18 protein-coding genes are annotated in these 21,266 nt (G+C 73.4%); 6 read left to right on the plus strand and 12 right to left on the minus strand.

Annotation, left to right across the window (positions count from 1 at the left end; genetic code table 11):
- Window positions 1–18: 18 nt before the first annotated feature.
- Together AC3A5R_RS13195 and AC3A5R_RS13200 are read right to left on the minus strand one after the other, a co-directional pair.
- Window positions 19–1,734 (minus strand): MFS transporter, encoded by a 1,716-nt coding sequence (locus AC3A5R_RS13195; RefSeq protein ID WP_487621220.1) that lies wholly within the window; start codon window positions 1,732–1,734, stop codon window positions 19–21.
- Window positions 1,735–1,754: 20 nt separating this feature from the next.
- A complete protein-coding gene (locus tag AC3A5R_RS13200) occupies window positions 1,755–2,462 on the minus strand; it encodes an LppX_LprAFG lipoprotein (RefSeq protein WP_487621221.1) in 708 nt (235 codons plus the stop codon).
- Window positions 2,463–2,603: 141 nt separating this feature from the next.
- Between AC3A5R_RS13200 and AC3A5R_RS13205 the strand changes: the two genes are divergently transcribed.
- Window positions 2,604–3,344, plus strand: a complete 741-nt coding sequence (locus tag AC3A5R_RS13205) for a hypothetical protein (RefSeq protein ID WP_487621222.1) — start codon at window positions 2,604–2,606, stop codon at window positions 3,342–3,344.
- A complete protein-coding gene (locus tag AC3A5R_RS13210) occupies window positions 3,341–3,943 on the plus strand; it encodes an HAD family hydrolase (protein ID WP_487621223.1) in 603 nt (200 codons plus the stop codon). Before AC3A5R_RS13205 ends, AC3A5R_RS13210 begins: the two co-directional genes overlap by 4 nt.
- Here the strand turns inward: AC3A5R_RS13210 and AC3A5R_RS13215 are convergent.
- A complete protein-coding gene (locus AC3A5R_RS13215) occupies window positions 3,940–5,394 on the minus strand; it encodes a sensor histidine kinase (protein WP_487621224.1) in 1,455 nt (484 codons plus the stop codon). The genes AC3A5R_RS13210 and AC3A5R_RS13215 overlap by 4 nt on opposite strands.
- Window positions 5,391–6,041, minus strand: a complete 651-nt coding sequence (locus AC3A5R_RS13220; protein WP_487621225.1) for a response regulator transcription factor — start codon at window positions 6,039–6,041, stop codon at window positions 5,391–5,393. Before AC3A5R_RS13220 ends, AC3A5R_RS13215 begins: the two co-directional genes overlap by 4 nt.
- A 105-nt stretch (window positions 6,042–6,146) precedes the next feature.
- On the opposite strand from AC3A5R_RS13220, the gene AC3A5R_RS13225 reads away from it, so the two are divergent.
- The 3 genes from AC3A5R_RS13225 to AC3A5R_RS13235 are packed head-to-tail and all read left to right on the plus strand — an operon-like array spanning window position 6,147 to window position 9,206.
- Window positions 6,147–7,364: a LolA family protein gene (locus AC3A5R_RS13225; protein WP_487621226.1), complete on the plus strand. Its 1,218-nt coding sequence runs from the start codon at window positions 6,147–6,149 to the stop codon at window positions 7,362–7,364.
- The gene (locus AC3A5R_RS13230) at window positions 7,361–8,329 is read left to right on the plus strand and encodes an ABC transporter ATP-binding protein (protein WP_487621227.1); all 969 of its coding nucleotides are present in this window, start codon (window positions 7,361–7,363) and stop codon (window positions 8,327–8,329) included. Before AC3A5R_RS13225 ends, AC3A5R_RS13230 begins: the two co-directional genes overlap by 4 nt.
- Window positions 8,322–9,206 (plus strand): ABC transporter permease, encoded by an 885-nt coding sequence (locus tag AC3A5R_RS13235; protein WP_487621228.1) that lies wholly within the window; start codon window positions 8,322–8,324, stop codon window positions 9,204–9,206. Before AC3A5R_RS13230 ends, AC3A5R_RS13235 begins: the two co-directional genes overlap by 8 nt.
- A gap of 273 nt (window positions 9,207–9,479) precedes the next feature.
- On the opposite strand, the gene AC3A5R_RS13240 is transcribed toward AC3A5R_RS13235, so the two are convergent.
- Both AC3A5R_RS13240 and clpB read right to left on the minus strand, forming a co-directional pair.
- Window positions 9,480–9,932 carry a hypothetical protein gene (locus tag AC3A5R_RS13240; protein ID WP_487621229.1) on the minus strand — a complete coding sequence of 151 codons (453 nt, stop codon included), beginning with the start codon at window positions 9,930–9,932 and terminating at the stop codon, window positions 9,480–9,482.
- Window positions 9,933–10,100: 168 nt separating this feature from the next.
- Complete coding sequence (gene clpB / locus AC3A5R_RS13245; RefSeq protein WP_487621230.1) at window positions 10,101–12,662, minus strand: ATP-dependent chaperone ClpB; 2,562 nt, start codon at window positions 12,660–12,662, stop codon at window positions 10,101–10,103.
- 152 nt (window positions 12,663–12,814) lie between these two features.
- On the opposite strand from clpB, the gene AC3A5R_RS13250 reads away from it, so the two are divergent.
- Window positions 12,815–13,219, plus strand: coding sequence for a DivIVA domain-containing protein (locus AC3A5R_RS13250; protein WP_487621231.1), 405 nt, complete (start codon window positions 12,815–12,817; stop codon window positions 13,217–13,219).
- A gap of 20 nt (window positions 13,220–13,239) precedes the next feature.
- Here AC3A5R_RS13250 and AC3A5R_RS13255 read toward each other — a convergent pair whose 3' ends face one another.
- The 6 genes from AC3A5R_RS13255 to dnaK all read right to left on the minus strand — a co-directional run bounded on the left by AC3A5R_RS13255 (window position 13,240) and on the right by dnaK (window position 21,065).
- Window positions 13,240–13,539, minus strand: coding sequence for a ribonuclease E inhibitor RraB (locus AC3A5R_RS13255; RefSeq protein ID WP_487621232.1), 300 nt, complete (start codon window positions 13,537–13,539; stop codon window positions 13,240–13,242).
- 33 nt (window positions 13,540–13,572) lie between these two features.
- Window positions 13,573–16,737: an ATP-binding protein gene (locus AC3A5R_RS13260; RefSeq protein WP_487621233.1), complete on the minus strand. Its 3,165-nt coding sequence runs from the start codon at window positions 16,735–16,737 to the stop codon at window positions 13,573–13,575.
- A 120-nt stretch (window positions 16,738–16,857) separates the two neighbouring features.
- Window positions 16,858–17,310, minus strand: a complete 453-nt coding sequence (locus AC3A5R_RS13265) for a heat shock protein transcriptional repressor HspR (RefSeq protein ID WP_487621234.1) — start codon at window positions 17,308–17,310, stop codon at window positions 16,858–16,860.
- A gap of 46 nt (window positions 17,311–17,356) precedes the next feature.
- Window positions 17,357–18,388: a DnaJ C-terminal domain-containing protein gene (locus AC3A5R_RS13270; protein ID WP_487621235.1), complete on the minus strand. Its 1,032-nt coding sequence runs from the start codon at window positions 18,386–18,388 to the stop codon at window positions 17,357–17,359.
- A gap of 101 nt (window positions 18,389–18,489) precedes the next feature.
- On the minus strand, window positions 18,490–19,152 hold the full coding sequence (locus AC3A5R_RS13275) for a nucleotide exchange factor GrpE (RefSeq protein WP_487621236.1): 663 nt from the start codon (window positions 19,150–19,152) through the stop codon (window positions 18,490–18,492).
- A complete protein-coding gene (gene dnaK, locus AC3A5R_RS13280; RefSeq protein WP_487621237.1) occupies window positions 19,149–21,065 on the minus strand; it encodes a molecular chaperone DnaK in 1,917 nt (638 codons plus the stop codon). Before dnaK ends, AC3A5R_RS13275 begins: the two co-directional genes overlap by 4 nt.
- Window positions 21,066–21,266 lie beyond the last annotated feature (201 nt).

A 21,266-nucleotide genomic window follows, 5' to 3' on the forward strand; every position in this document is an offset into this window, starting at 1 on the left:
CGCGGCAGAGGCGGTCGGTCAGAGACCCACGGGCCGCGGGTCGGCCGCGGTCGCGGACCGGGCGCGGGTGCGCGTGGTGCCGAGGGTCGCCGCGACGAGGGCCGCGACGCCGGCGGCCACCGCTCCCCCGAGGAAGACCGTCTGCACCTGGACGACCCCCGCCGCGAGGAGTGCCTGGGTGTCGAGCGGGTCGGGCAGGTGCCGCACCGCCTCGTAGTACCGCGCGAGGCCGATCGAGGTGAGCAGGGCGAGCCCGACGACCATCCCCACCATCCGGGCCACGACGACGAGCGAGCTCGCGACGCCGTGGGCGTCCGACGGCGCGTCGGCCAGGGCGGCGTCGTTGACGGGCGCCAGCGCCAGACCGACGCCGAGGCCGACGAGGACGAGGACGAGCGTCGTCGGCACCGGGTCGACGACCGACTCGAGCGTCCACCGCGACATGAGCGCGAGGCCGGCGGCCGCGAGCGCCAGCCCGGCGGCCGCGACGGCACCGTCGCCGAGCCGCCGCAACGACCAACCGCCGAGGAGCGCACCCACCGGCACCGCGAGGAGGAAGCGGACGAGCACGAGGGCCGCGCCGGTCTCGTCGTACTCGTCGGTGAGGCGCGCGAGGAGCGGAACGTCGACGACGACCGCGACGAGGGCCGCCCCGACGAGCAGGCTGACGAGGTAGGCCCGCAGCCCGCGTGAGCCGACGACGCCACGGGGCACGAGCGGGTTGCGGGCGACGCGGTGCCACACCACGAGCAGCACGAGGGCCAGCGCGCCGACCGGCAGGAGGCGGTAGCCGAGCGGGCCGACGACCTCCTTCTCCGGGTCGGACGAGGCGAAGGTGAGCACGAGGGTGCCGAGGGCGACCGCGACGAGCGATGCTCCGACGAGGTCGGCGCGGCGCAGCACGGGCCACCAACGGGGCGCCGTGAGGACCCCCATCACGAGGACGAGCCCGAGGCCGGTGACCCCGATCGGGGTCAGCACCTTCGACGTGCCGGCGAACGGCACGAACGGCAGACCGAGCTGCACGTCGGTGACGAGCGACTCGGGGGCCGCGAGCGCCAGCCCGACGGCCAGGAGGCCGAGTACCGCGACGAGCGCGGCGACGACGGTGACGAGGCGTCCGCCGGCCGACCGGCGCGTGGGCGTCGCCGGCGTCGGGCTCCCCCGCCCCAGCAGGCGGAGCACGACCCACAGCACGAGCCCGGCGGCGACGTTCGCCCAGAAGATCGCCCGCCATCCCTGCCACGTCAGGATCACGGCGCCGATCACCGGCCCGAGCACCGAGCCGAGCTCCTGAACGGCGCCCACGACGCCGAGCGGGGTGCCGCGCCGGTCGGCGGGCCAGAGGTCGGCGACGAGCGCGAGGGTCGCCGGCACGAGGCCGCCACCGCCGATGCCCTGCAGGACGCGGCCGGTGACGAGGACCGGCATCTCGGTGGCGAGGGCCGTGACGGCCGAGCCCACCACGAAGACGACGAGGCACGCCAGCAGGATCCGACGCCGGTCGAGCAGGTCGGACAGGCGCCCGATGAGGGGCAGCACCGCGACGTAGCCGAGCAGGAACCCCGAGATGATCGGGGTGGCCCTCTGGAGCGCGTCGATGCCGATGCCGACGCCGGCCATCATGTCGGTCAGCGCGAGGACGACGACGTAGGTGTCGGCGGCCGCGAGCGCGACCGCCGCGGATGCGACGGCGAGCAGCGCGAGCCTGTGGCGGGGCGGCAATGCTGGCACGGGGAGGTGTCCGGCCCGGCTCAGGGTTTGGTGATGGTGACGGGCTGGCCGTACTTGTCCAGGGCCAGCGTGTACGTCGAGCTCGTGCCCGCGCCGAAGAACGGCCCGGTGAGCGTGACGGTGCGCAGCTCCTGGGCGTCGGTGAGCCCGTAGGCCACCTGGTAGCTGCCGGTGCGGTCGCCGATCTGGAAGAGGTCGACGACGGCCGCGCCGGGCAGCGTGCCGTTGACGGTGGTCAGCACGTCGGCGCCCTGGCGCACCTGCTTGCCGACGGTCGGGTTCTGGGTCTTGGTCAGCAGCGTGGTCAGGCCCTGGTCGGTCGAGAAGAGCGTGGCCGGGTCGGGCAGGCCGAACGCCTTGGGGTCGATCTTGTTCGTGCCGGGCACGAGCGGGAGCTTCGCGTAGACCTCGCCGTCGACCGAGGTGATCTCGGCGTCGGCCTGGATGCCCTTGAGCGCCACCTTGAACGTGCCCTTGAACGCCGGCGGGTGGGCACCCCAGCCGTCTGCAGACACGATGCCGCTCGCCCCGTCGGGCAGGCCCGAGCTCGTCAGCGCGAGGTGCACCGACGACGCGGCGTCGACCTTGGTCTTCGCTGCGGCGAGCCGCTGGGCAGGGGACAGCGACGTCTCGGCGGGCCCGGGGCTGTCGCCGCTCGAGCACGACGCGGCGGCGACGACGCAGAGGGCCGACAGCACGGCGGCGGCGATCCTTCGGGTGGCGAGCATGCGCGTCAGGCTAACGGGTCGAGATCGCCGGACTCGGCGCAACTCGGCGCAACTCGGCACGGCGACGCGGAAGCGGGTATGGCTAGGGTCGATGGACCCCGACGGCGGGACCTACCCGTCGTCCAGACGAAGGAGCACACCATGGCCCTCCTGGGAGTCGTCCTCCTGCTGCTCGGGATCGGCGCCGGCGCCACCGCGTTCGTGGCAGCCCGGTCGACCGCAGCGACCCTCACCGTCACCGCCTTCGGCTTCTCGCGCAACGCCTCGGCCATCGAGCTCGTCGCGTACGGTGCGATCGCCCTCCTGCTCTTCGCTCTCGGATGGGCGCTGCTGGCCAGGTCGGCCCGCCGCCGCTCGCGCGCGAAGCGCGAGGAGCGTGACGCCTCTCGTCTCGCCGAGGTGCAGGACCAGGCCGAGTCGGACCGCCTGGAGCACGAGCGTCGCTTCGAGGAGGCCGGCCTGCGCGACGACGACCTCCGACGCCGCGAGGACCAGCTGGCCGCCCGGCACGAGGGCCTCGACACGCGCGAGTCCGAGCTCGAGCGCCGTGAGGCCGAATGGCGCGACCGCGAGGGTCCCTCGCGCGCCGACGTCGTGACGGGCCGCGCCGAGGGCAACGTCGCCGACGGCACGGCCCGGTGGTCCGACGAACCGGCCGGGGGCGCCTCGGCCGGCTCGGTGCCGCGCCCGCCGGAGACCCGCACCGGCCGACGCGTCCCGACCCGTGGCGACGGGACGGGCGAGTACCCGGACGAGCGGACCGACGAGCGCACCGACCCGAGCACCCGCCCGAGCACCGACCCGAGCACCGGCGACGCCTACGACGCGCCGGGCGACGCCACCACCGAGATGCCGGCGACCGAGCGCGGCACCCGGGCGTGAGGGAGCACGCCGCCTACGTCTTCGACCTCGACGGCGTCGTCCGCGACTTCTCCGCGGGCGACGCCGACCCGATGATCGAGACGGCGCTCGGCCTCCCGGGCGGTGCGGTGGCGGCGACGGCCTTCCGGCCCGACCTGCTGATCCCCACGATCACCGGCCAGCGGTCCTTCGACGAGTGGTACGCCTCGATCTGTGCGGCCCTCGAGGAGGTCGTGCCCGAGCCGGATCGCGTGCGCGAGCACATGCAGGCCTGGCGCGCCCACCGTGGCTCGCCGGTGCCGGACTCGGTCGAGCGGCTCGAGACCCTGCGCGCCGGTGGCCACCGCACCTACCTGTTCACCAACGGCACCGACCTCGTACCCCGCGAGCTGGAGCTGCTGGGCCTCGCCCACCTCTTCGACGGCGTCGTCAACAGCGCCGAGCTGGGGGTGGCCAAGCCCGACCCGGCCGCGTTCGCCGCGGCGCACGCCGTGCTCGAGCGCGACCTCGGACGGCAGCTGCCGCCCGGCGACGTCTGGTTCACCGACGACCGGAGCGACAACGTCGACGCGGCCCGCGAGTTCGGTTGGGAAGCCGAGCTGTTCACGCTCCAGTACTAGCCGCGGCCGGCGCGGCCCCCGGCCGGGAGGCTGACGACGGCACGAACACCCGGCCCGGCGTCCTCGAGCCGCACGTCCCCACCCCAGCGGCGCACGAGGGCCCGGGTGATGGCGAGGCCGAGGCCCGTGCCGCCACTGTCGCGGTCACGGGCCTCGTCGAGCCGGGTGAAGCGGTCGAAGACGCGCTCGCGGTCGGCGTCGGGGATGCCGTGGCCGTCGTCGGTCACGACGACCTCGACCCGGTGGCCGACGAGTGACGCCTCGAGCGTCACGGCGGTCCGGGCGTGGCGCACCGCGTTGTCGACGAGGTTGGTGAGCGCGCGCGTCAGGTCCTCCGGGGCGACCCGGGCCGGGGCCGGACGGCCGCCCGGCCCCGGCCGGGCCCGGACGGGCACGCGCGCGGACCCGTAGCGGGCCGCGACGTCGCGCACCAGGGCGGAGACGTCGACCGTTGACACTGTCGACGTCCTCGACGCCGCCCCGGTCGAGGCGGTCGAAAGGGCCGCGCCGTCGTCGGCGCGGGCGAGCAGGAGCAGGTCGTCGACGAGCACGGCGAGCCGCTCGACGTCGGGCAGCACGTCGGCCGGCAGGTCTCCGCCCTCCCCCAACCGCTGCGCCACCTCGAGCTGGGTGCGCATGCTCGCCAGGGGGCTGCGCAGCTCGTGGGCGGCGTCGGCGACGAACGCCCGCTGCTTGCGCCGGGCCGTCGCGATGCGGTCGAGCATGGCGTTGAGCGTCGTCGCGAGCGCGCTGACCTCGTCGTCGCTCGGCGGGACGGGCAGCCGCTCCCCCTCCGACGACGCGTCGTCGATGCGTTCGGCCCCGCGGCGCAACGCCTCGACCGGCGCGAGCGCGGCACCGATGACCCGCCACGCGATGACGGCGAGCGCCGCAAGCAGGAGCGGGAAGATCGCGAGGAGCAGCAGCCGCACGGTCCGCGCGCTCTGCTCGATGTCGGCGGTCGGCGCCGCGGCGACGACGGTGTAGGCGCGGCCCTGGGCGGTCGCCGGTCCCGCGGGAACGGCGGCGACCTGCAGCTGACCGGCGAGTCCCGAACGGCTGCCCGGCACGACGACCGACTCGCCGGCCAGGGCCCGCCGCCGCTCGTCGTCGGTGACGAGGGCGGTGAGCCGGTCGGCGGTCACCGAGCCGCTGACGACCCGGCCCTGCGCGTCGAGCACCTGGAGCACCTGCGCGCCCGACACCGGCACCGGGTCGGGCACGCGTCCGGCGTCGACGAGCAGGGCCACCTGCTCGGCGCTCGCCCGGGCCGCCGACCCGACCGAGCGCGACAGCGAACCGGTGAGGACGACGTACAACAGGACCCCGCCGATGACGAGCGCCCCGGCCACGCCGACGAGCCCGAGGAGCATGAGGCGCCCGCGCAGACCGAGCCGGGCGAACCGGCCCCTCAGCCGGTGCGGCCCTGGGTCGGGGCGGGCCGGGCTCACCGCGCCATCCGGTACCCGGCGCCGCGGACGGTCTCGATGCGCTCCCGGCCGAGCTTGCGCCGCAGGTAGCCGACGTAGACCTCGACGACGTTGGGGTCCTCCCCCCCGCCCCAGACCCGGTCGAGCAGCTCGTCCTTGGGCACGACGGCGGCATCGGCCCGCATCAGGTGCTCGAGCAGGAGGAACTCCCGCGGCGCGAGGGCCACTTCGGCGCCCTCGACCTCGACGCGTCGGGTGGCGGGGTCGAGGGTGACCCCGGCGCGGCGCAGCATCACGGGGCGCGGCGCGGGGTCGCGGCGCAGCAGCGCCCGCAGCCGGGCGACGAGGACGACGAAGGAGAAGGGCTTGGTCAGGTAGTCGTCGGCGCCGTAGTCGAGGCCGTCCGCCTCGTCGTACTCGCCGTCCTTGGCGGTGAGGAGCAGGACGGGCACCCAGTTCTCCTCCTCGCGGAGGGTCCGCACCACGGTGTAGCCCGACATCCGGGGCAGCATGATGTCGAGGACGACGACGTCGTAGCCGCCGAACCGGGCCGCCTCGAGCCCCGCGACGCCGTCGGCGACGTGGTCGACGACGAAGCCCTCCGCGCCGAGCCCGCGCACGAGCGCCGACGCCATCCGCGCCTCGTCCTCGACCAGCAGCACCCGCACACGGCCACCCTGCCACGCCCGACGCGTCGGGCACGGCCGAGCGGGCGACCCCACGCCGGAGGGGTTCTCAGCCGGTTCTCAGCCCGCCCGTCGCACGATGGCTCCATGAGCATCTTCACGCAACACCCCGCCGCGCGCTGGGGCCTGCCCGCGGCCGCTGTCGGCGTCATCGGCGTCGCGGCCCTGACGATCAACCAGACGGCATCCGCGGACGCCGGACTGCCGCCCCGCACGGCGATGCAGCTGCTCGCCGACGTGCGCTCCGCCGACGTGTCGAGCCTGTCCGGCACCGTCGTGCAGACCTCCGACCTCGGCATCCCGTCGCTGCCCGGCCTCACAGGAGGCGGCCCGGCCGGTGGGGGCGCGGCCGGTGCCGGCGGCGCGGCGGGCAGCTCGCTCGCCTCGCTCGTCTCGGGCACGCACACGTGGCGCATCTGGGTCGACGGCCCGACGCGTCAGCGCCTCGCCCTCGTCGGCACGAGCGGCGAGTCCGACGTCATCCGCAACGGCACCGACCTCTGGCTGTGGTCGAGCGCCGACAAGACGGCCGTCCACCACACCCTCGGCTCGGGCGATGCCAAGACCGCACTGCCGCACCCGAGCCCCAGCCTCCCCGCCGGCGTCCCCAGGACCCCGGACGAGGCGGCCGCCACGGCCCTCGCCGTCATGGGCAAGGACACGACCGTGACGACCTCCGGCACGGCGTCGGTCGCGGGGCGCTCGGCCTACGAGCTCGTCCTGACCCCGAAGGACAAGGCCACCCGCATCGCGTCGGTGCGCATCGCCATCGACGCGGAGAAGCACGTGCCGCTGCGGGTGCAGGTCTACTCGACGAAGCTGTCCAACCCGGCGTTCGAGGTCGGCTTCACGGCCGTCGACTTCTCGAAGCCCGAGGCCCGGCAGTTCACCTTCACGCCTCCCGCCGGTACGTCGGTGACCCAGTCCGACGCGCTCGCCCCCAAGGGCGCGGCCGGCACCAACCCGGCCCCCTCCAAGGAGCAGATGGCCGCCGCGGCGAAGGCCGCCGGTGCGACGCGGGTCGTCGGCTCCGGGTGGAGCACCGTCGTCGTGGCGACGATGCCCACCGGCTCGGGTTCGGGCTCGGGTTCGGGCTCGGGCGCGGGCGCTGGCTCGGGTGCCGGGTCGAGCACCGCGAAGCAGCTCGAGACGGTCCTCAAGGCGCTGCCGGCGGTGTCCGGCACGTGGGGCTCGGGCCACGTCCTCGAAGGCACGCTGTTCTCGGCCGTCGTCACCGACGACGGACGCGTGGCGGTCGGCGCGGTCGGGCCCGACGCCCTGTTCGCCGCCCTGGCGGCGAAGTGACCGACGCCCTGACGACGGCCGACCCGGTTCGCGACCGCGACCTCGCGATCGCGAGCCGGGGCCTGACCAAGCGGTTCAGGGGCAGGGCGGCCGTCGACGGCATCGACGTCGAGGTGCCGCGCGGCTCGGTGTACGGCTTCCTCGGGCCCAACGGCTCCGGCAAGACGACGACGATCCGGATGCTGCTCGGGCTCATCCGCCCAACGTCGGGCACGAGCAGCCTTCTGGGACAGCCGGTTCCGGGGTCTGCCCAGCTCGTGCTGCCTCGTGTCGGCGCACTGGTCGAGGGGCCGGCGTTCCATCCGTACCTGTCCGGCCGGGCCAACCTGCGTCGCCTCGACGCGGCGGACCTGACGGCCGACCCGCGCACCACGCGCTCCCGCGTCGACGCCGCGCTCGACCGGGTGGGGCTGCTCGCCGCGGCCGACAAGCGCTACCGCGCCTACTCGCTCGGCATGCGCCAGCGCCTCGCCATCGCCGCGGCGCTGCTCGTCCCGCGCGAGCTGCTCGTGCTCGACGAGCCCACCAACGGCCTCGACCCGCAGGGCACCCGGGAGGTGCGCCACCTCGTGTCCTCCCTCGCCTCCGACGGCACGACCGTCTTCGTGTCGAGCCACCTGCTCTCGGAGGTGGAGCAGATGTGCACGCACCTCGGCGTCATGAGCGAGGGCCGGCTCGTCGCCCAGGGCTCGAGCTCCCAGGTGCGCGGCGGCGCGGCCCCGGTGGCGCGCGTCGTCACCGAGCAGCCGGAGGAGGCCGCGCGGATCATGAAGGAGCTCGGCGTGCAGTCCGTCGAGCCGGCGGCCGGCGGCGTGCGGGGCATCCCCGACGGCGTGGCACCCGAGAAGATCGTCGCGGCCCTCGTGCAGGGCGGCGTCGGCGTCAAGGAGTTCACCGTGACGAGCCCGAGCCTCGAGGACCTCTTCGTCGCACTCACCGGGGAGGGTTTCGATGTCAGTGGCTGAGTCCGTCACCCCGTCACCGTCCGCCGCGGCACCACCGGCGCGTCGCCCGTTCTCCGTGTCGACGCTGCTCTCGACGCGGCTGCTCTGGTCGGAGCTCGCGCTCATCGGCGGTCGACGCCGCAACCAGATGGGCCTGCTCGTCCTCGCCGCCGTGCCGGTCCTCATGGCCGTGGCCGTGCGGATCTCCACGCCGCGGGCCGGTCGAGGCCCGGACTTCCTGTCCTCGATCACCTCGAACGGGCTCTTCGTGCCGCTCGCGGCGCTCGGCGTCGAGATGGGCCTGTTCCTGCCGCTCGCCATCGCGATGCTCGCCGGCGACTCGGTGGCCGGCGAGGCCAACCTCGGCACGCTGCGCTACCTGCTCACCGTGCCGGTCGGGCGCACCCGGCTGCTCGCCGTCAAGTTCGCCTCGCTCGTCGTCGGCGCGCTCTGGGGCGTCGCCGTCGTCACGGTGGCCGGCGCGCTCGCCGGGATCGCCCTCTTCGGCACCGGGCCGATGACGACCCTGTCGGGCACCCAGATCGGCTTCGGCGAGGCGGTCTGGCGCGTCGTCCTCGTGGCGCTCTACGTCGCGGCGGGGCTCGCGGCCCTCGGCGCGGTGGGCCTGTTCATCTCGACCCTGACCGAGCAGCCGCTCGCGGCGACCGTCGCGCTCATGATCTTCACGATCTTGTCGTGGATCGCCGACTCGGTGCCGCAGATCTCGTGGCTGCACCCGTGGCTGCTCGTCGACCAGTGGGGCGCGTTCGGCGACCTGCTGCGCGACCCGCCCCTCTGGGACAACGTCGCCCGCGGGCTCTGGGTCGACCTCGCCTACGCCGTGATCTTCTGGCTTCTCGCCTGGGCACGGTTCTCGGGCAAGGACGTCACGAGCTGACCCACACCCTCCCCACCGACCCCTCCCTTCCCCCATCGAGTGAGCACGTCGTCACACGCACCCCACCCGCCTCTCCCTTCCCCTTCCCCCATCGAGTGAGCACGTGGTCCCACGCGTCACACCACGCGTGTGACGCATGAGGTTCAGCGCTCACTCGATGGGAACGGAAGGGACGCGTGAGGTTCGGTGCTCACTCGATGGGAACGGAAGGGACGCGTGAGGTTGCGTGCTCACTCGATGGAGGAGAGGGGTGGGGTCGGGGCATTCCGGGCGTCAGTAGACGCGTCCGGTGAACGTGTCGACGATGCACGCATCGCAGCCCCGGCCTTCGCCGACGACGGTGCCGGCACCACCGACGAGGTCGGGCTTCGTCGACGACACGACCGACCACGTCCCCGAGGTCCGGGGCGCGCCGTTGACGTTGGTCACGGCGTCGTAGTGGATGACGACGTCGCCGCTCGCGCAGTGCACGGCCTTCTCGCCGCTGAACTGCACCTTCGTCGGCGACACCTGGTTGGCGACGTTGGACAGGTTCGAGACCGTCGTGCAGTCCGACCACGGTCCGTTGGCGCCGACGATGTCGCTCGGGTCCGACACGAACGAGGTGCGGACCGTGAACGACGTCTTCGGCGGTAGCGCGGCGCCCGTGGCGGGCGACGCGGCGACGAGGCCGGAGGCGGTGAGCAGCAGCGCCACCCCTGTCCCGGCTGCGAACTTCGTGTGCATCTGTGCACCTCTTGCTTTCCGAGGGTTTCGGCGATTCGCCCTCGTAGCAAGAGTTTCCGCGCCATGGCCCGTGCATGTCGGGGTTTCCCCCGGACTCGCGGGACAGAACGGACGGGCCCGCCGACGCTGCGGCGTCGGCGGGCCCGGATCGGGTAGACCGGTGACGGGTCAGGACAGGACGAGCTGGTCGCCGGAGGTGTCGAGGTCGACGGTGACCGTCTGGCCGTCGTGCACCTCGCCGGCGAGGATGCTGCGGGCCAGCCGGTCGCCGATCTCGCGCTGGACGAGCCGGCGCAGCGGCCGGGCACCGTAGGCCGGGTCGTAGCCACGCTCGGACAGCCAGCGCCGCGCGGCGTCGGTGACCCCGAGCGCGATGCGCCGGTCGCCGAGGCGCGCCGCGAACGCCCGTACCTGCAGGTCGACGATGTGGGCGAGGTCGTCCTGGCTCAGGGCGTCGAAGACGACGACCTCGTCGAGCCGGTTGAGGAACTCGGGCTTGAACGCCGTGCGCACGACCGCCATGACCTCGTCGCGCTTCTGCTGCGGGGAGAGCATCGGGTCGACGAGGTACTGCGAGCCGAGGTTGCTCGTCAGCACGAGGATGACGTTGCGGAAGTCGACGGTGCGGCCCTGGCCGTCGGTGAGGCGGCCGTCGTCGAGCACCTGCAGCAGGATGTCGAAGGTCTCGGGGTGGGCCTTCTCGACCTCGTCGAGCAGGACGACGGAGTACGGCCTGCGCCGCACGGCCTCGGTGAGCTGGCCGCCCTCCTCGTAGCCGACGTAGCCGGGCGGCGCGCCGATGAGGCGGGCCACCGCGTGCCGTTCGGAGTACTCCGACATGTCGATGCGCACCATGGCGCGCTCGTCGTCGAAGAGGAAGTCGGCGAGGCTCTTGGCCAGCTCGGTCTTGCCGACCCCGGTGGGGCCGAGGAAGAGGAAGCTGCCGGTCGGCCGGTCGGGGTCGGAGACGCCGGCGCGGGTGCGACGGACGGCATCGGACACGGCGCGCACGGCCTCGGCCTGCCCGATGAGGCGGGCGCCGATGTGCTGTTCCATGTGCAGGAGCTTCTCCGACTCGCCCTCGAGGAGGCGCCCGGCGGGGATGCCGGTCCACGCGGAGATGACGTCGGCGATGTCGTCGGCGCCGACCTCCTCCTTGACCATCGGCGCCTCGTCGGAGGTCGAGGCCGACTCCTCGCGCTCCTGGGCCTCGGCGAGCTGCTTCTCCAGGGTCGGGATGTCGCCGTAGAGGATCTTCGACGCGGCGCCGAGGTCGCCCTCGCGCTGGAGTCTGTCGGCCTGGGTGCGCAGGTCCTCGACTCGGGCCTTGAGGTCGCCGACGGCGTTGAGGCCCGACTTCTCGGCCTCCCACCGGGCGTTGAGCGCGGCGAGCTCCTCGGTGCGGTCGGCGAGGTCCTGACGCAACCGCTCGAGGCGGTCGCGCGACGCGGCGTCGGTCTCCTGCTCGAGCGCGAACTCCTCCATCTTCAGCCGGTCGACGGCACGGCGCAGCTCGTCGATCTCGACGGGGCTGGAGTCGATCTCCATGCGCAGCCGCGAGGCGGCCTCGTCGATGAGGTCGATCGCCTTGTCGGGCAGCTGGCGACCGCTGATGTAGCGGTCGGAGAGGCTCGCCGCCGCCACCAGGGCTGAGTCGGCGATGGTCACCTTGTGGTGCGCCTCGTAGCGCTCCTTGAGGCCGCGGAGGATGGCGATGGTGTCCTCGACCGACGGCTCGCCGACGAAGACCTGCTGGAAGCGTCGCTCGAGCGCGGCGTCCTTCTCGATGTGCTGGCGGTACTCGTCGAGCGTCGTCGCGCCGACGAGGCGCAGCTCGCCGCGGGCCAGCATCGGTTTGAGCATGTTGCCGGCGTCCATGGCGCCCTCACCGCCGGCGCCCGCCCCGACGACGGTGTGGATCTCGTCGATGAAGGTGACGATCTGGCCGTCGCTGCCCTGGATCTCCTCGAGGACGGCCTTGAGCCGCTCCTCGAACTCGCCGCGGTACTTCGCGCCGGCGAGCATCGCGCCGAGGTCGAGGCTGTAGAGGGTCTTGTCGCGCAGGCTCTCGGGCACGTCGCCCTCGACGATGCGCTGGGCGAGGCCCTCGACGACGGCGGTCTTGCCGACGCCGGGCTCGCCGATGAGGACGGGGTTGTTCTTCGTGCGGCGGCTCAGCACCTGCACGACGCGGCGGATCTCGGCGTCACGACCGATGACGGGGTCGAGCCTGCCCTCGCGGGCGCGGGCCGTGAGGTCGGTGCCGTACTTCGCGAGCGCCTCGAAGGTGCCCTCGGGGTTGTCGGAGGTGACCGGTCGGCCGCCGCGCAGCTCGGGGATGGCCTTCTCGACGGCGTCGGCGTCGAGGCCGAACTGGCCGGTGCGGGCGAGCGCGAGGAGCAGGTGGTCGGTGGACACGAACGTGTCGCCCATCGCGGTCATGTACTGCTGGGCCTGCTGGATGACGCGGGCCGCGGTCGGCGACAGCTGGGGCTGCTGGGTGCCGCCGGTGACCTGCGGCAGGGCCGCCATGGCCTTCTCGGCGGCAGTCGTGGCGGCGACCACCGACGAGCCCCCGGCCGTGAGGAGCGCGGGGGTCGTGGTGCCGGACTGGGCTGCCAACGCGAGCAGCAGGTGTGCCGGCTCGATGTTCGGGTGGTGCTTGCCGGTCGCGGTGGTCGCGGCCTGGGCGAAGGCCTCCTGAGCCTTGTTGGTCAGCTGAAGGTCCATGCGTTCTCCTGTGACGTGCGGGGATGAAGCGGTCGGTTCACTGGGGACAACTGCGACACAGTTGAGTGTATTCCGCTCAACTTCGTGCGCGCGTGGACCAGCCGGACGACACTCAGGTCTCCGCCTGCCGCCTCCGACCCTACGCTCGGGGCATGGACCGCGGGACCCTTGCCGACGAGCTGCGCCGAGCGCGCTTCCGAACCACCCAGATGCGACCCGGCTACGACGAACGCGAGGTCGACGAGTTCCTCGAGCGGGTCGTGGCTCGGCTGCACTCCGACGAGCCCGCGGGTGCCGTGGCGGCGTCGGTCGACGGGGCCCGTTTCACGACGACGTCGTTCCGCCGCGGCTACGACATGGTCGACGTCGACGACGCCCTGCAGCACGTCGTCGAGACGCTCGGCACGCCCGGAGCGGGACCCGTCAGAAGCACGCCGGCGGCGGACGCGTGGGACGGCGCCGACGCGTCGCCTGCATCGGTCGACCTCCCGTCGGCGATCGTCGAGCCGAAACCGGGACTGCTCGGGCGCCTGACCCGCGCCGTCCGCGGCGACTGAGGCGCTTTTCGGCTGCCTCCTCAAGCACCCGGGTCCGGGTCGTACCAGCCGTCGTGGGCCTCCGCGAGCTCGGTGAGCCGCTCGGCCCAGGCCGGGTCGTCGGGCGTGCGCACGTGGACCGCCCACTCGTGGTCCTCGGAGTCGTCCTCACCGGCCAGCGCCTCGCGCACGACGCGGACGTGCGGCAGTCCCTCGGCCGCGAGCTGATCGGCGACCTCCTCCGCGACGTCGCGCTCGGGCAGCACGAGGAGGTGCTCGAGCTCGTCGAGCTCGTCGAGCTCGTCGGGCGCATCGGCCGCGTCGGGGTCCACGTGCTCCACGGCGCGAGTGTACGGAGGGCCAGGCGCCGGGCGTCAGGCGTCGACGGGGTCGAGGCCCGTCTCGACGACGCGCTGGGCCAGCTCGCGCAGCTTGATGTTGCGGTTGAGCGAGGACTGGCGCAGCATCTCGAAGCCCTGGACCGAGGTGATCCGGTGCCGCTCGATGAGCACGCCGACGGCGTGGCCGATGAGGCGGTGGCTCTCGATGGCCTGGCGCAGCTGGGCCTCCTTGCTGTCGCGGTCCTGCCGCGCCGCGACCCGGTCGACGGCCTGGGCCAGCAGCTGGGCGATGAGGTCGCCGGCGATCCGCTCGTCGGCCGAGACCGCGCGCGGTGCCCGGAACCGCACCCAGACCCGCACCGGCGAGTCGGGCCCGGCCGGCTCGAAGAGGATCCCCGGCGCCGCCTCGTCGCGCGCGTCCTGCCCGCCCGGCAGCTCACCGGTCGTGAGCACGGCGCGGGTGAGCGGGTGCAGCTCGGCGGCGGGCGTCGGGCCGTGCGGCTTGAAGTAGAGCCGCTCGGCGGCGGAGCGCCCGGGCAGCTGGAGCGTCGCGATGCCGTCGAAGAGGATGCTGAAGCCCGTGACGACCGCGGACACGACCGTCTCGAGGTCCTCCGCCGAGCGCAGCTCGGAGACGAGCGCGGCAGCGCGGGCGCGGCGCTGCTCGGCCTCGTGCTGCAGGGTCGTGTCGCGCACGACGCTGACGACGAGGGCCGGGTGCATGCCGCTGGCCGGGATGACCGACGAGGTGATCGACACCTGCGCGCGGCTGCCGTCGCTGCGGGCGATCGCCAGCGACTCCTCGACCGTGCCGCTCGAGGCGAGGATGCGCTCGACGCGGCCAGCGGCCGTCGTGGCGCCCTCGACGGTCCACGGGTGGGGCAGCTCGATGGGGCCGTCCTCGAGGCTCCAACCGTAGGTGCGGGTGAAGGCCTCGTTGAGCGAGACGACCCGTCCGCCGGGCTCGAACACGGCCAGCGGCTCGTGCAGCGAGGCGACGACGGCGCGGCGCCACGCGGCGTCGCGGGCGCGCTCGCGGGAACGGGCGAGGTTGGCGGACAGGCGAGCCCGCAGGTGACGCATCTCGAAGGGCTTGGCGACGTAGTCGTCGGCGCCGCGGACGAGGCCGGTGACGCTCGCCTCGTCGCCGGCCCGCGCGGTCAGCATGACCACGGGGAGGTCGGCGAGCACGTCGTCGTCGCGCAGCGCCTGCAGCAGGCCGAGGCCGTCGAGCCGCGGCATCATGACGTCGGCGAGGACGAGGTCGGGCCGGCGTGACCGCGCCGCCTTCAGGGCCTCGACGCCGTCGCGGGCGGTGACGACCTCGTACCGGTCGGCCAGGGCCTCCGCGAGGTAGGCGCGCATGTCGCCGTTGTCCTCGGCGAGCAGCAGCAGGGGACGCTCGTCGGGCTGCACCTCGACGCCGTTGACCGGCGCGAGACCGGGCTCGGCCGGCAGGGCGGCGACGATGGCGTCGTCGAGGGGCGCGTCGGCCCCGGCGTCCCAGCCCTGGGCCTCGACGAGGAAGGACTCGACGGCGCGCGGCGTGATCGACGGGCTCGCCGGCTCGACGCCCTCCGGGGGCCGACCCCACGGGAGGCGGACGCCGAACGTGCTGCCCATGCCCTCGACCGAGTCGACCCAGGCGTGGCCGCCCTGCAGCTCGGCGAGCTGGCGCACGAGGAAGAGGCCGATGCCGGCGCCCTCCCGCGAGCGCGCGCCGTCGGTGCGCGGCAGCTGCCGGAACCGCTCGAAGACCGACGCGAGGTCGGCCGCCGGGATGCCGATCCCGGAGTCGGTGACGAGCACCTCGAAGCCGTCCTCCAGCGCGTGGAGGGTCACCTCGACCCCGCCCGTGGGCGTGTACTTCAGGGCGTTGGACAGCAGGTTGAGCACGATCCGCTCGACCATGTCGCGGTCGACCCAGGCGGGACGGCCGAGGTCGGGCACGTCGGTGGCGAAGGTGAGCCCGACGCGGTGCACGGCGGGGCGGAAGCTGGCAGCGAGGCCGCGCACGAGCTCGGCGACGTCGGTCTCGACGACGTGCGGCTCGACCCGGCCGGCGTCGATGCGGGTGATGTCGAGCAGCTGGTCGACGAGGACCCGCAGCCGCTCGGCGTTGCGGCCGACGAGCTCGAGGTGGCGCCGGACGGCCGGCTCGAGGTCGGGCTCGTCGAGGGCGTCCTCGACGGGACCGGCGATGAGCGTCAGCGGGGTGCGCAGCTCGTGGCTGATGTTGGTGAAGAAGGCGCTCTTGGCGGCGTCGAGCTCGGCGAGGGCCTCGGCCCGTTGCCGCTCGTCGTCGAGGCGGCGCACCCCGGCGAAGGCGGCGGCGACGTGCGACGCGCACAGCTCGACGTAGGCCTGCAGCTGCTCGTCCCACGGGCGCCGCAGGTTGGCGGTGAAGACGAGCGAGGCGCTCGCCTCGTCGCGGCCGGGCTCGACGACCGGCACGACGTGCACGTGGCCGGCGGGAGCGCCCGGCGCGTCGACCGCGTCCGCCGCTTCGACGGGGTCCACCACGAGGTCGACGGACGCGTGGTCGTTGACGTTCTCGCGCACGATCCCGAGCGCCAGCCGCTCGACGTCCTCGATCGTGGCGGCGCCGCCGAGGGCCGCGCCGAGCCGCGACACGATCGAGGCGCGCCGCTCGGCCAGCACCTTGCTCGTCGTCTCGGTCGAGATGTCGAGGATCCCGGCGACCTCCCCCTCGGAACCGCTGACGACGCTGTAGGACCACGTGAAGTAGGCCTCTTCGAGGAAGCCGTTGCGATCGACGACGAGCAGCTGGTCCTCGTCCCACGACGGCTCGCGCGTCGTCGTCACCTCGGTGAACCGCGGCTCGATGACGTCCCACACCTCGGGCCACACGTCGCGCACCGGCAGGCCGAGAGCCGCCGGGTGCTTCTCGTCGCCGAGCAGGACCCGGTAGGCGTCGTTGTAGAGCATGAGCAGCTCGGGACCCCAGCACACGAGGATGGGGAACCGCTGCGCCAGCGCCGCGTTGACCACGCTGACGAGCTCGGCCGGCCACGTGTCCACGGGGCCGAGCGCGGTGGCCGCCCAGTCGACGGTTGCGAAGAGACGCCCGAGATCGGTCTCGGGCAGCACGAGCCTCGGCATCTGCTCCCACGTCTCGCCGGCTCCGGCAGGGTCGGGAACACCGTACGACGTCGTCGGGTCGAGCGGGTGGGTCAAGAGAAGATCCTCCACCTGGGCATGGCACAGCCAGTGCCCGCGTGGCTGGAGGCCCGGCAATCCTTGCACCTCACCCCGGGCTTGCCAAACGGGCGCGGACGCGCCGCTGGCCCTGTCGCGTCAGTGCTGAGGACGCCAGACGACGAGCGCCTGCGAGGCGGCGGTGCGCGGCGGGCGCTGCCCGGGACGCATCGGGACGGCCTCGCCGCGCGGGCCGACCGCGAAGAACCGCGTGCTCGCGTGCAGGGCCGCCCGGGTGCGCTCGAGGTCGGCCGCGAGCTCCTCGACCCTGGACTGCAGCGCGGTCACGTGGTTCTCGAGGTCGAGGATGCGCTGGATGCCGACGAGCGAGACGCCCTCGTGCGAGAGGCGCTGCACCTCGCGGAGCAGCTCGACGTCGCGGGTGCTGTAGCGACGCCCACCGCCCCGGGTCCGCGACGGCGTCACGAGCCCGAGGCGGTCGTACTGGCGCAGCGTCTGCGCGTGCATCCCGGCCAGCTCGGCCGCGACGGAGATGACGAAGACGGGCGCGTCGTCGTCGTGCCCTGCGGGGCGTGCGCTCCTGCGTGCCATGCTCACCGCTCCTTCCTCGTCGTGCCCTCGGGTGGGCCGTCCGGCGTCAGGCCCGGGCCCGGCGGAAGAGGTCGGCGCGGGGGTCCTGGCCGTCCTCGGCCGCAGCCATCGTCTCGATCGCGGCGCGGGCCTCGTCGGTGAGCCGCTGCGGCACGACGACCTGCACCTTGGCCAGGAGGTCGCCGGTGTGCTCGCCGCGGTGGACGCCGCGGCCCTTGACGCGCAGGACGCGCCCGCTCGGGGTGCCGGCCGCGATGCGCACCTTGACCTGCCCGCCGTCGAGGGTCGGCACCGGGACGGTGGCCCCGAGCGCGGCCTCGGCGAAGGTGACGGGGAGGTCGACGGTGAGGTTGTCGCCGTCGCGCCCGAAGACCGGGTGCTTCTCGACGGTCACCGTGAGGATGAGGTCGCCGGCGGGACCGCCGGCCTCGCCCTGACGGCCCTTGCCGCGGAGGCGGATCTTCTGGCCGTCCTTGACACCGGCGGGGATCCGCGCGTTGAGCCGGCCGAGGTCGGGCGAGCTGAGCGTCACCGTGGAGCCCTCGACGGCGTCGCGGAAGCCGATGCTCGTCGAGGCCTGCACGTCGGCGCCGGGTCGCGGGCCGGCCGGCGCGCCATAGCCGCCGTACTGCTGGCCGAAGCCGCCCGCACCACCCGGGGCGCCGCCGCCGAACATCTGCCCGAGGATGTCCTCGAGGTTCGGCTGGCCGGCACCGGCACCACCCCCGCCGAAGCGGACGCGGGTGCCGCCGGGACCAGCCGCCCCGCCGAAGGCGGAGAAGATGTCCTCGAACCCGGCGCCCCCGCCGCCGGGGCCGCCCGCGGTGAAGCGGGCGCCCCCGTGCGACATGGCGCGGATCGCGTCGTACTCGCGGCGCTGCTCGGGGTCGGACAGGACCGCGTAGGCCTCGCCGATCTCCTTGAAGCGCTCCTCGGCCCTGGTGTCGCCGACGTTGTGGTCGGGGTGCAGGTCGCGGGCGAGCTTGCGGTAGGCCTTCTTGATCGCGGCAGCGTCGGCATCCTGGGCGACGCCGAGGGTCGCGTAGAAGTCCTTCTCGAACCAGTCCTGGCTAGCCATGGCGCACCTGCCTCTCCTGCTGCGGCCGCACGCGATCCGCTGCGGTCCTCACATCATCATCGATGCCGGCCGACGCGTGGGGCGTCGGCGCGGCGTGGCGCTCACGCGGGGTCGGCAACCGACACCCGGGCGGCGCGGACGAGCCGGTCACCGATGCGGTAGCCCGGCTGGAGCACCTGGACGACGGTCGTGCCCGTGGCACCCTCGGGCAGCTCGGCCTCGACGTGCATGAGGGCCTCGTGCACGTTGGGGTCGAACTCCTCGCCCGCCTCGCCGAGGCGCTCGACGCCGAAACGGCCGAGCGTCGCCTCGAGCTTGTCGGCGATGGCCGCGAAGGGTCCGCCGGCGAGGTCGCCGGCCTGACGGGCCATGTGGATGTCGTCGAGCACCGGCAGCAGCGACTCGACGACGCTGCCCACCGCGGTGTGGCGGATGACCTCGCGGTCGCGGTCGACGCGCTTCTTGTAGTTGACGTACTCGGCCTGCAGACGCTGGAGGTCGGCGAGGTAGGACGCCGCGAGCGCGTCCTCCTGCGCGAGGGCCTCCCGCTCGGTGGCGGACTCCGAGCCGTGGTCGTACTCGTCGTCGCCACCGGGCTCGGACGAGGCGCCGGGGCCACCCTCGTAGTACGTGTGGTGGCCCCGGGCGCCCGCGCCGGGGGTGCCGGCGGACTCGCCGCCGGCACCCTGCGCGTCCGTCACCTCGGGCCCGCCGGCGCCGGGCTGGGCGCCCTCGGCCTGTGGGTTCGGGGCGGACTCGGTCACTTGGCGTCCTTGGCCTCGTCCTCGTCGACGACCTCGGCGTCGACGACGTCGTCGTCGGACGCGTCCGCGCCGGCCGAACCCGAGTGGGCCCCGTCGGGACCCGTGCCGTCGGCGCCCGGGGCGCCGGCGGAGGCGGCGCTCGCCTGCTCCGAGGCGTAGACCGCCTGGCCCATGGCCTGCGACTTGGTGTTGAGGTCCTCGATCTTGGCCTTGACGTCCTCGGCCGTGGCCTCGGAGCCCTCGGCGATCGCGGCCTTGAGGTCGGCGAGCGACTCCTCGACCGGCGTCTTGACGTCGGCCGGGATCTTGTCGCCGGACTCCTTGAGGAAGTTCTCGGTCGAGAAGACGAGCTGCTCGGCCTGGTTGCGCACCTCGGCCTGCTCGCGACGCTTGTGGTCCTCCTCGGCGTGCGCCTCGGCGTCCTTGACCATCCGGTCGATCTCCTCCTTGGACAGGGCCGAGCCGCCGGTGATCGTCATCTTCTGCTCCTTGCCGGTGCCCTGGTCCTTGGCACTGACGTTGACGATGCCGTTGGCGTCGATGTCGAAGGTGACCTCGATCTTCGGCACGCCGCGGGGGGCCGGCGCGATGCCGGTCAGCTCGAAGGTGCCGAGCGACTTGTTGTGCTGGGCGATCTCGCGCTCACCCTGGAAGACCTGGATGAGGACCGAGGGCTGGTTGTCGTCGGCGGTGCTGAAGATCTCCGAGCGCTTCGTCGGGATCGCGGTGTTGCGCTCGATGAGCTTGGTGAACAGGCCACCCTTGGTCTCGATGCCGAGGCTCAGCGGCGTGACGTCGATGAGCAGGACGTCCTTGCGCTCGCCCTTGAGGACGCCGGCCTGCAGGCTCGCGCCCATGGCGACGACCTCGTCGGGGTTGACGCCCTTGTTGGGCTCCTTGCCGCCGGTCATCTCCTTGACGAGGGCCGCGACCGCGGGCATGCGGGTCGAGCCGCCGACGAGGACGACGTGGTCGATGTCGGACACCTTGATGCCGGCGTCCTCGATGACCTTGTGGAACGGGGCCTTGGTGCGGTCGAGCAGCGCCTTGGTCATCTGCTCGAACTGCGCGCGGGTGACGTTCTCGTCGAGGTGGATCGGGCCCTCGGGCGTCATCGAGATGTACTGCGCCGAGATGTTGGTGCTCGTCGCGGTGGAGAGCTCCTTCTTGGCGCGCTCGGCCTCGTCGCGGAGGCGCTGCATCGCGATCTTGTCCTTGGACAGGTCCTGGCCCGTCTTGTTCTTCACCTGGGTGATGAGGTGCTGGACGATGACGTCGTCCCAGTCGTCGCCACCGAGGTGGTTGTCGCCGTTGGTGGCGCGCACCTGGATCGTGGCGAAGCCGTCCTCGGCGTCCTTGCCGACCTCGAGGAGGGACACGTCGAACGTGCCGCCACCGAGGTCGAAGACGAGGATGAGCTCGTCCTCCTTGCCCTTGTCGAGGCCGTAGGCGAGCGCGGCCGCGGTGGGCTCGTTGACGATGCGCAGGACGTTGAGGCCCGCGATCTCACCGGCCTCCTTGGTGGCCTGGCGCTCGGCGTCGTCGAAGTACGCGGGCACGGTGATGACGGCGTCGGTCACGGTCTCGCCGAGGTAGGACTCGGCGTCGCGCTTGAGCTTCTGGAGGATGCGGGCGCTGATCTCCTGCGCCGTGTAGGTCTTGCCGTCGATCTCGGGCGAGCGCCAGTCGGTGCCCATGTGGCGCTTGACGGAACGGATCGTCCGGTCGACGTTCGTGACGGCCTGGCGCTTGGCGACCTCGCCGACGAGCACCTCACCGTTCTTGCTGAAGGCGACGACCGACGGGGTCGTGCGACCGCCCTCGGCGTTCGCGATGATCGTCGGCTCGCCGCCCTCGAGGACGGAGACGGCCGAGTTGGTGGTGCCGAGGTCGATTCCGACCGCACGTGCCATGGTGACTCCTTGATGCTCTGGTGATGCTCTGGTCCGGTTGACAGGTCCTCGCTCAATCTGCGCCAGCGGGCCCGTCGTTGTCAAAGCCGCGCTCGCAAATCTTGCGTCTGGTTGGCTCAACTCCGTGGTCATGCCGATTGTTCCCGCGCGCGGATCCACAGGTGCCGTGGGTACCGTCGGGAGCACGAGCGGGGCAGCCGA

Source organism: Intrasporangium sp. Soil_C_50 (assembly GCF_057656595.1).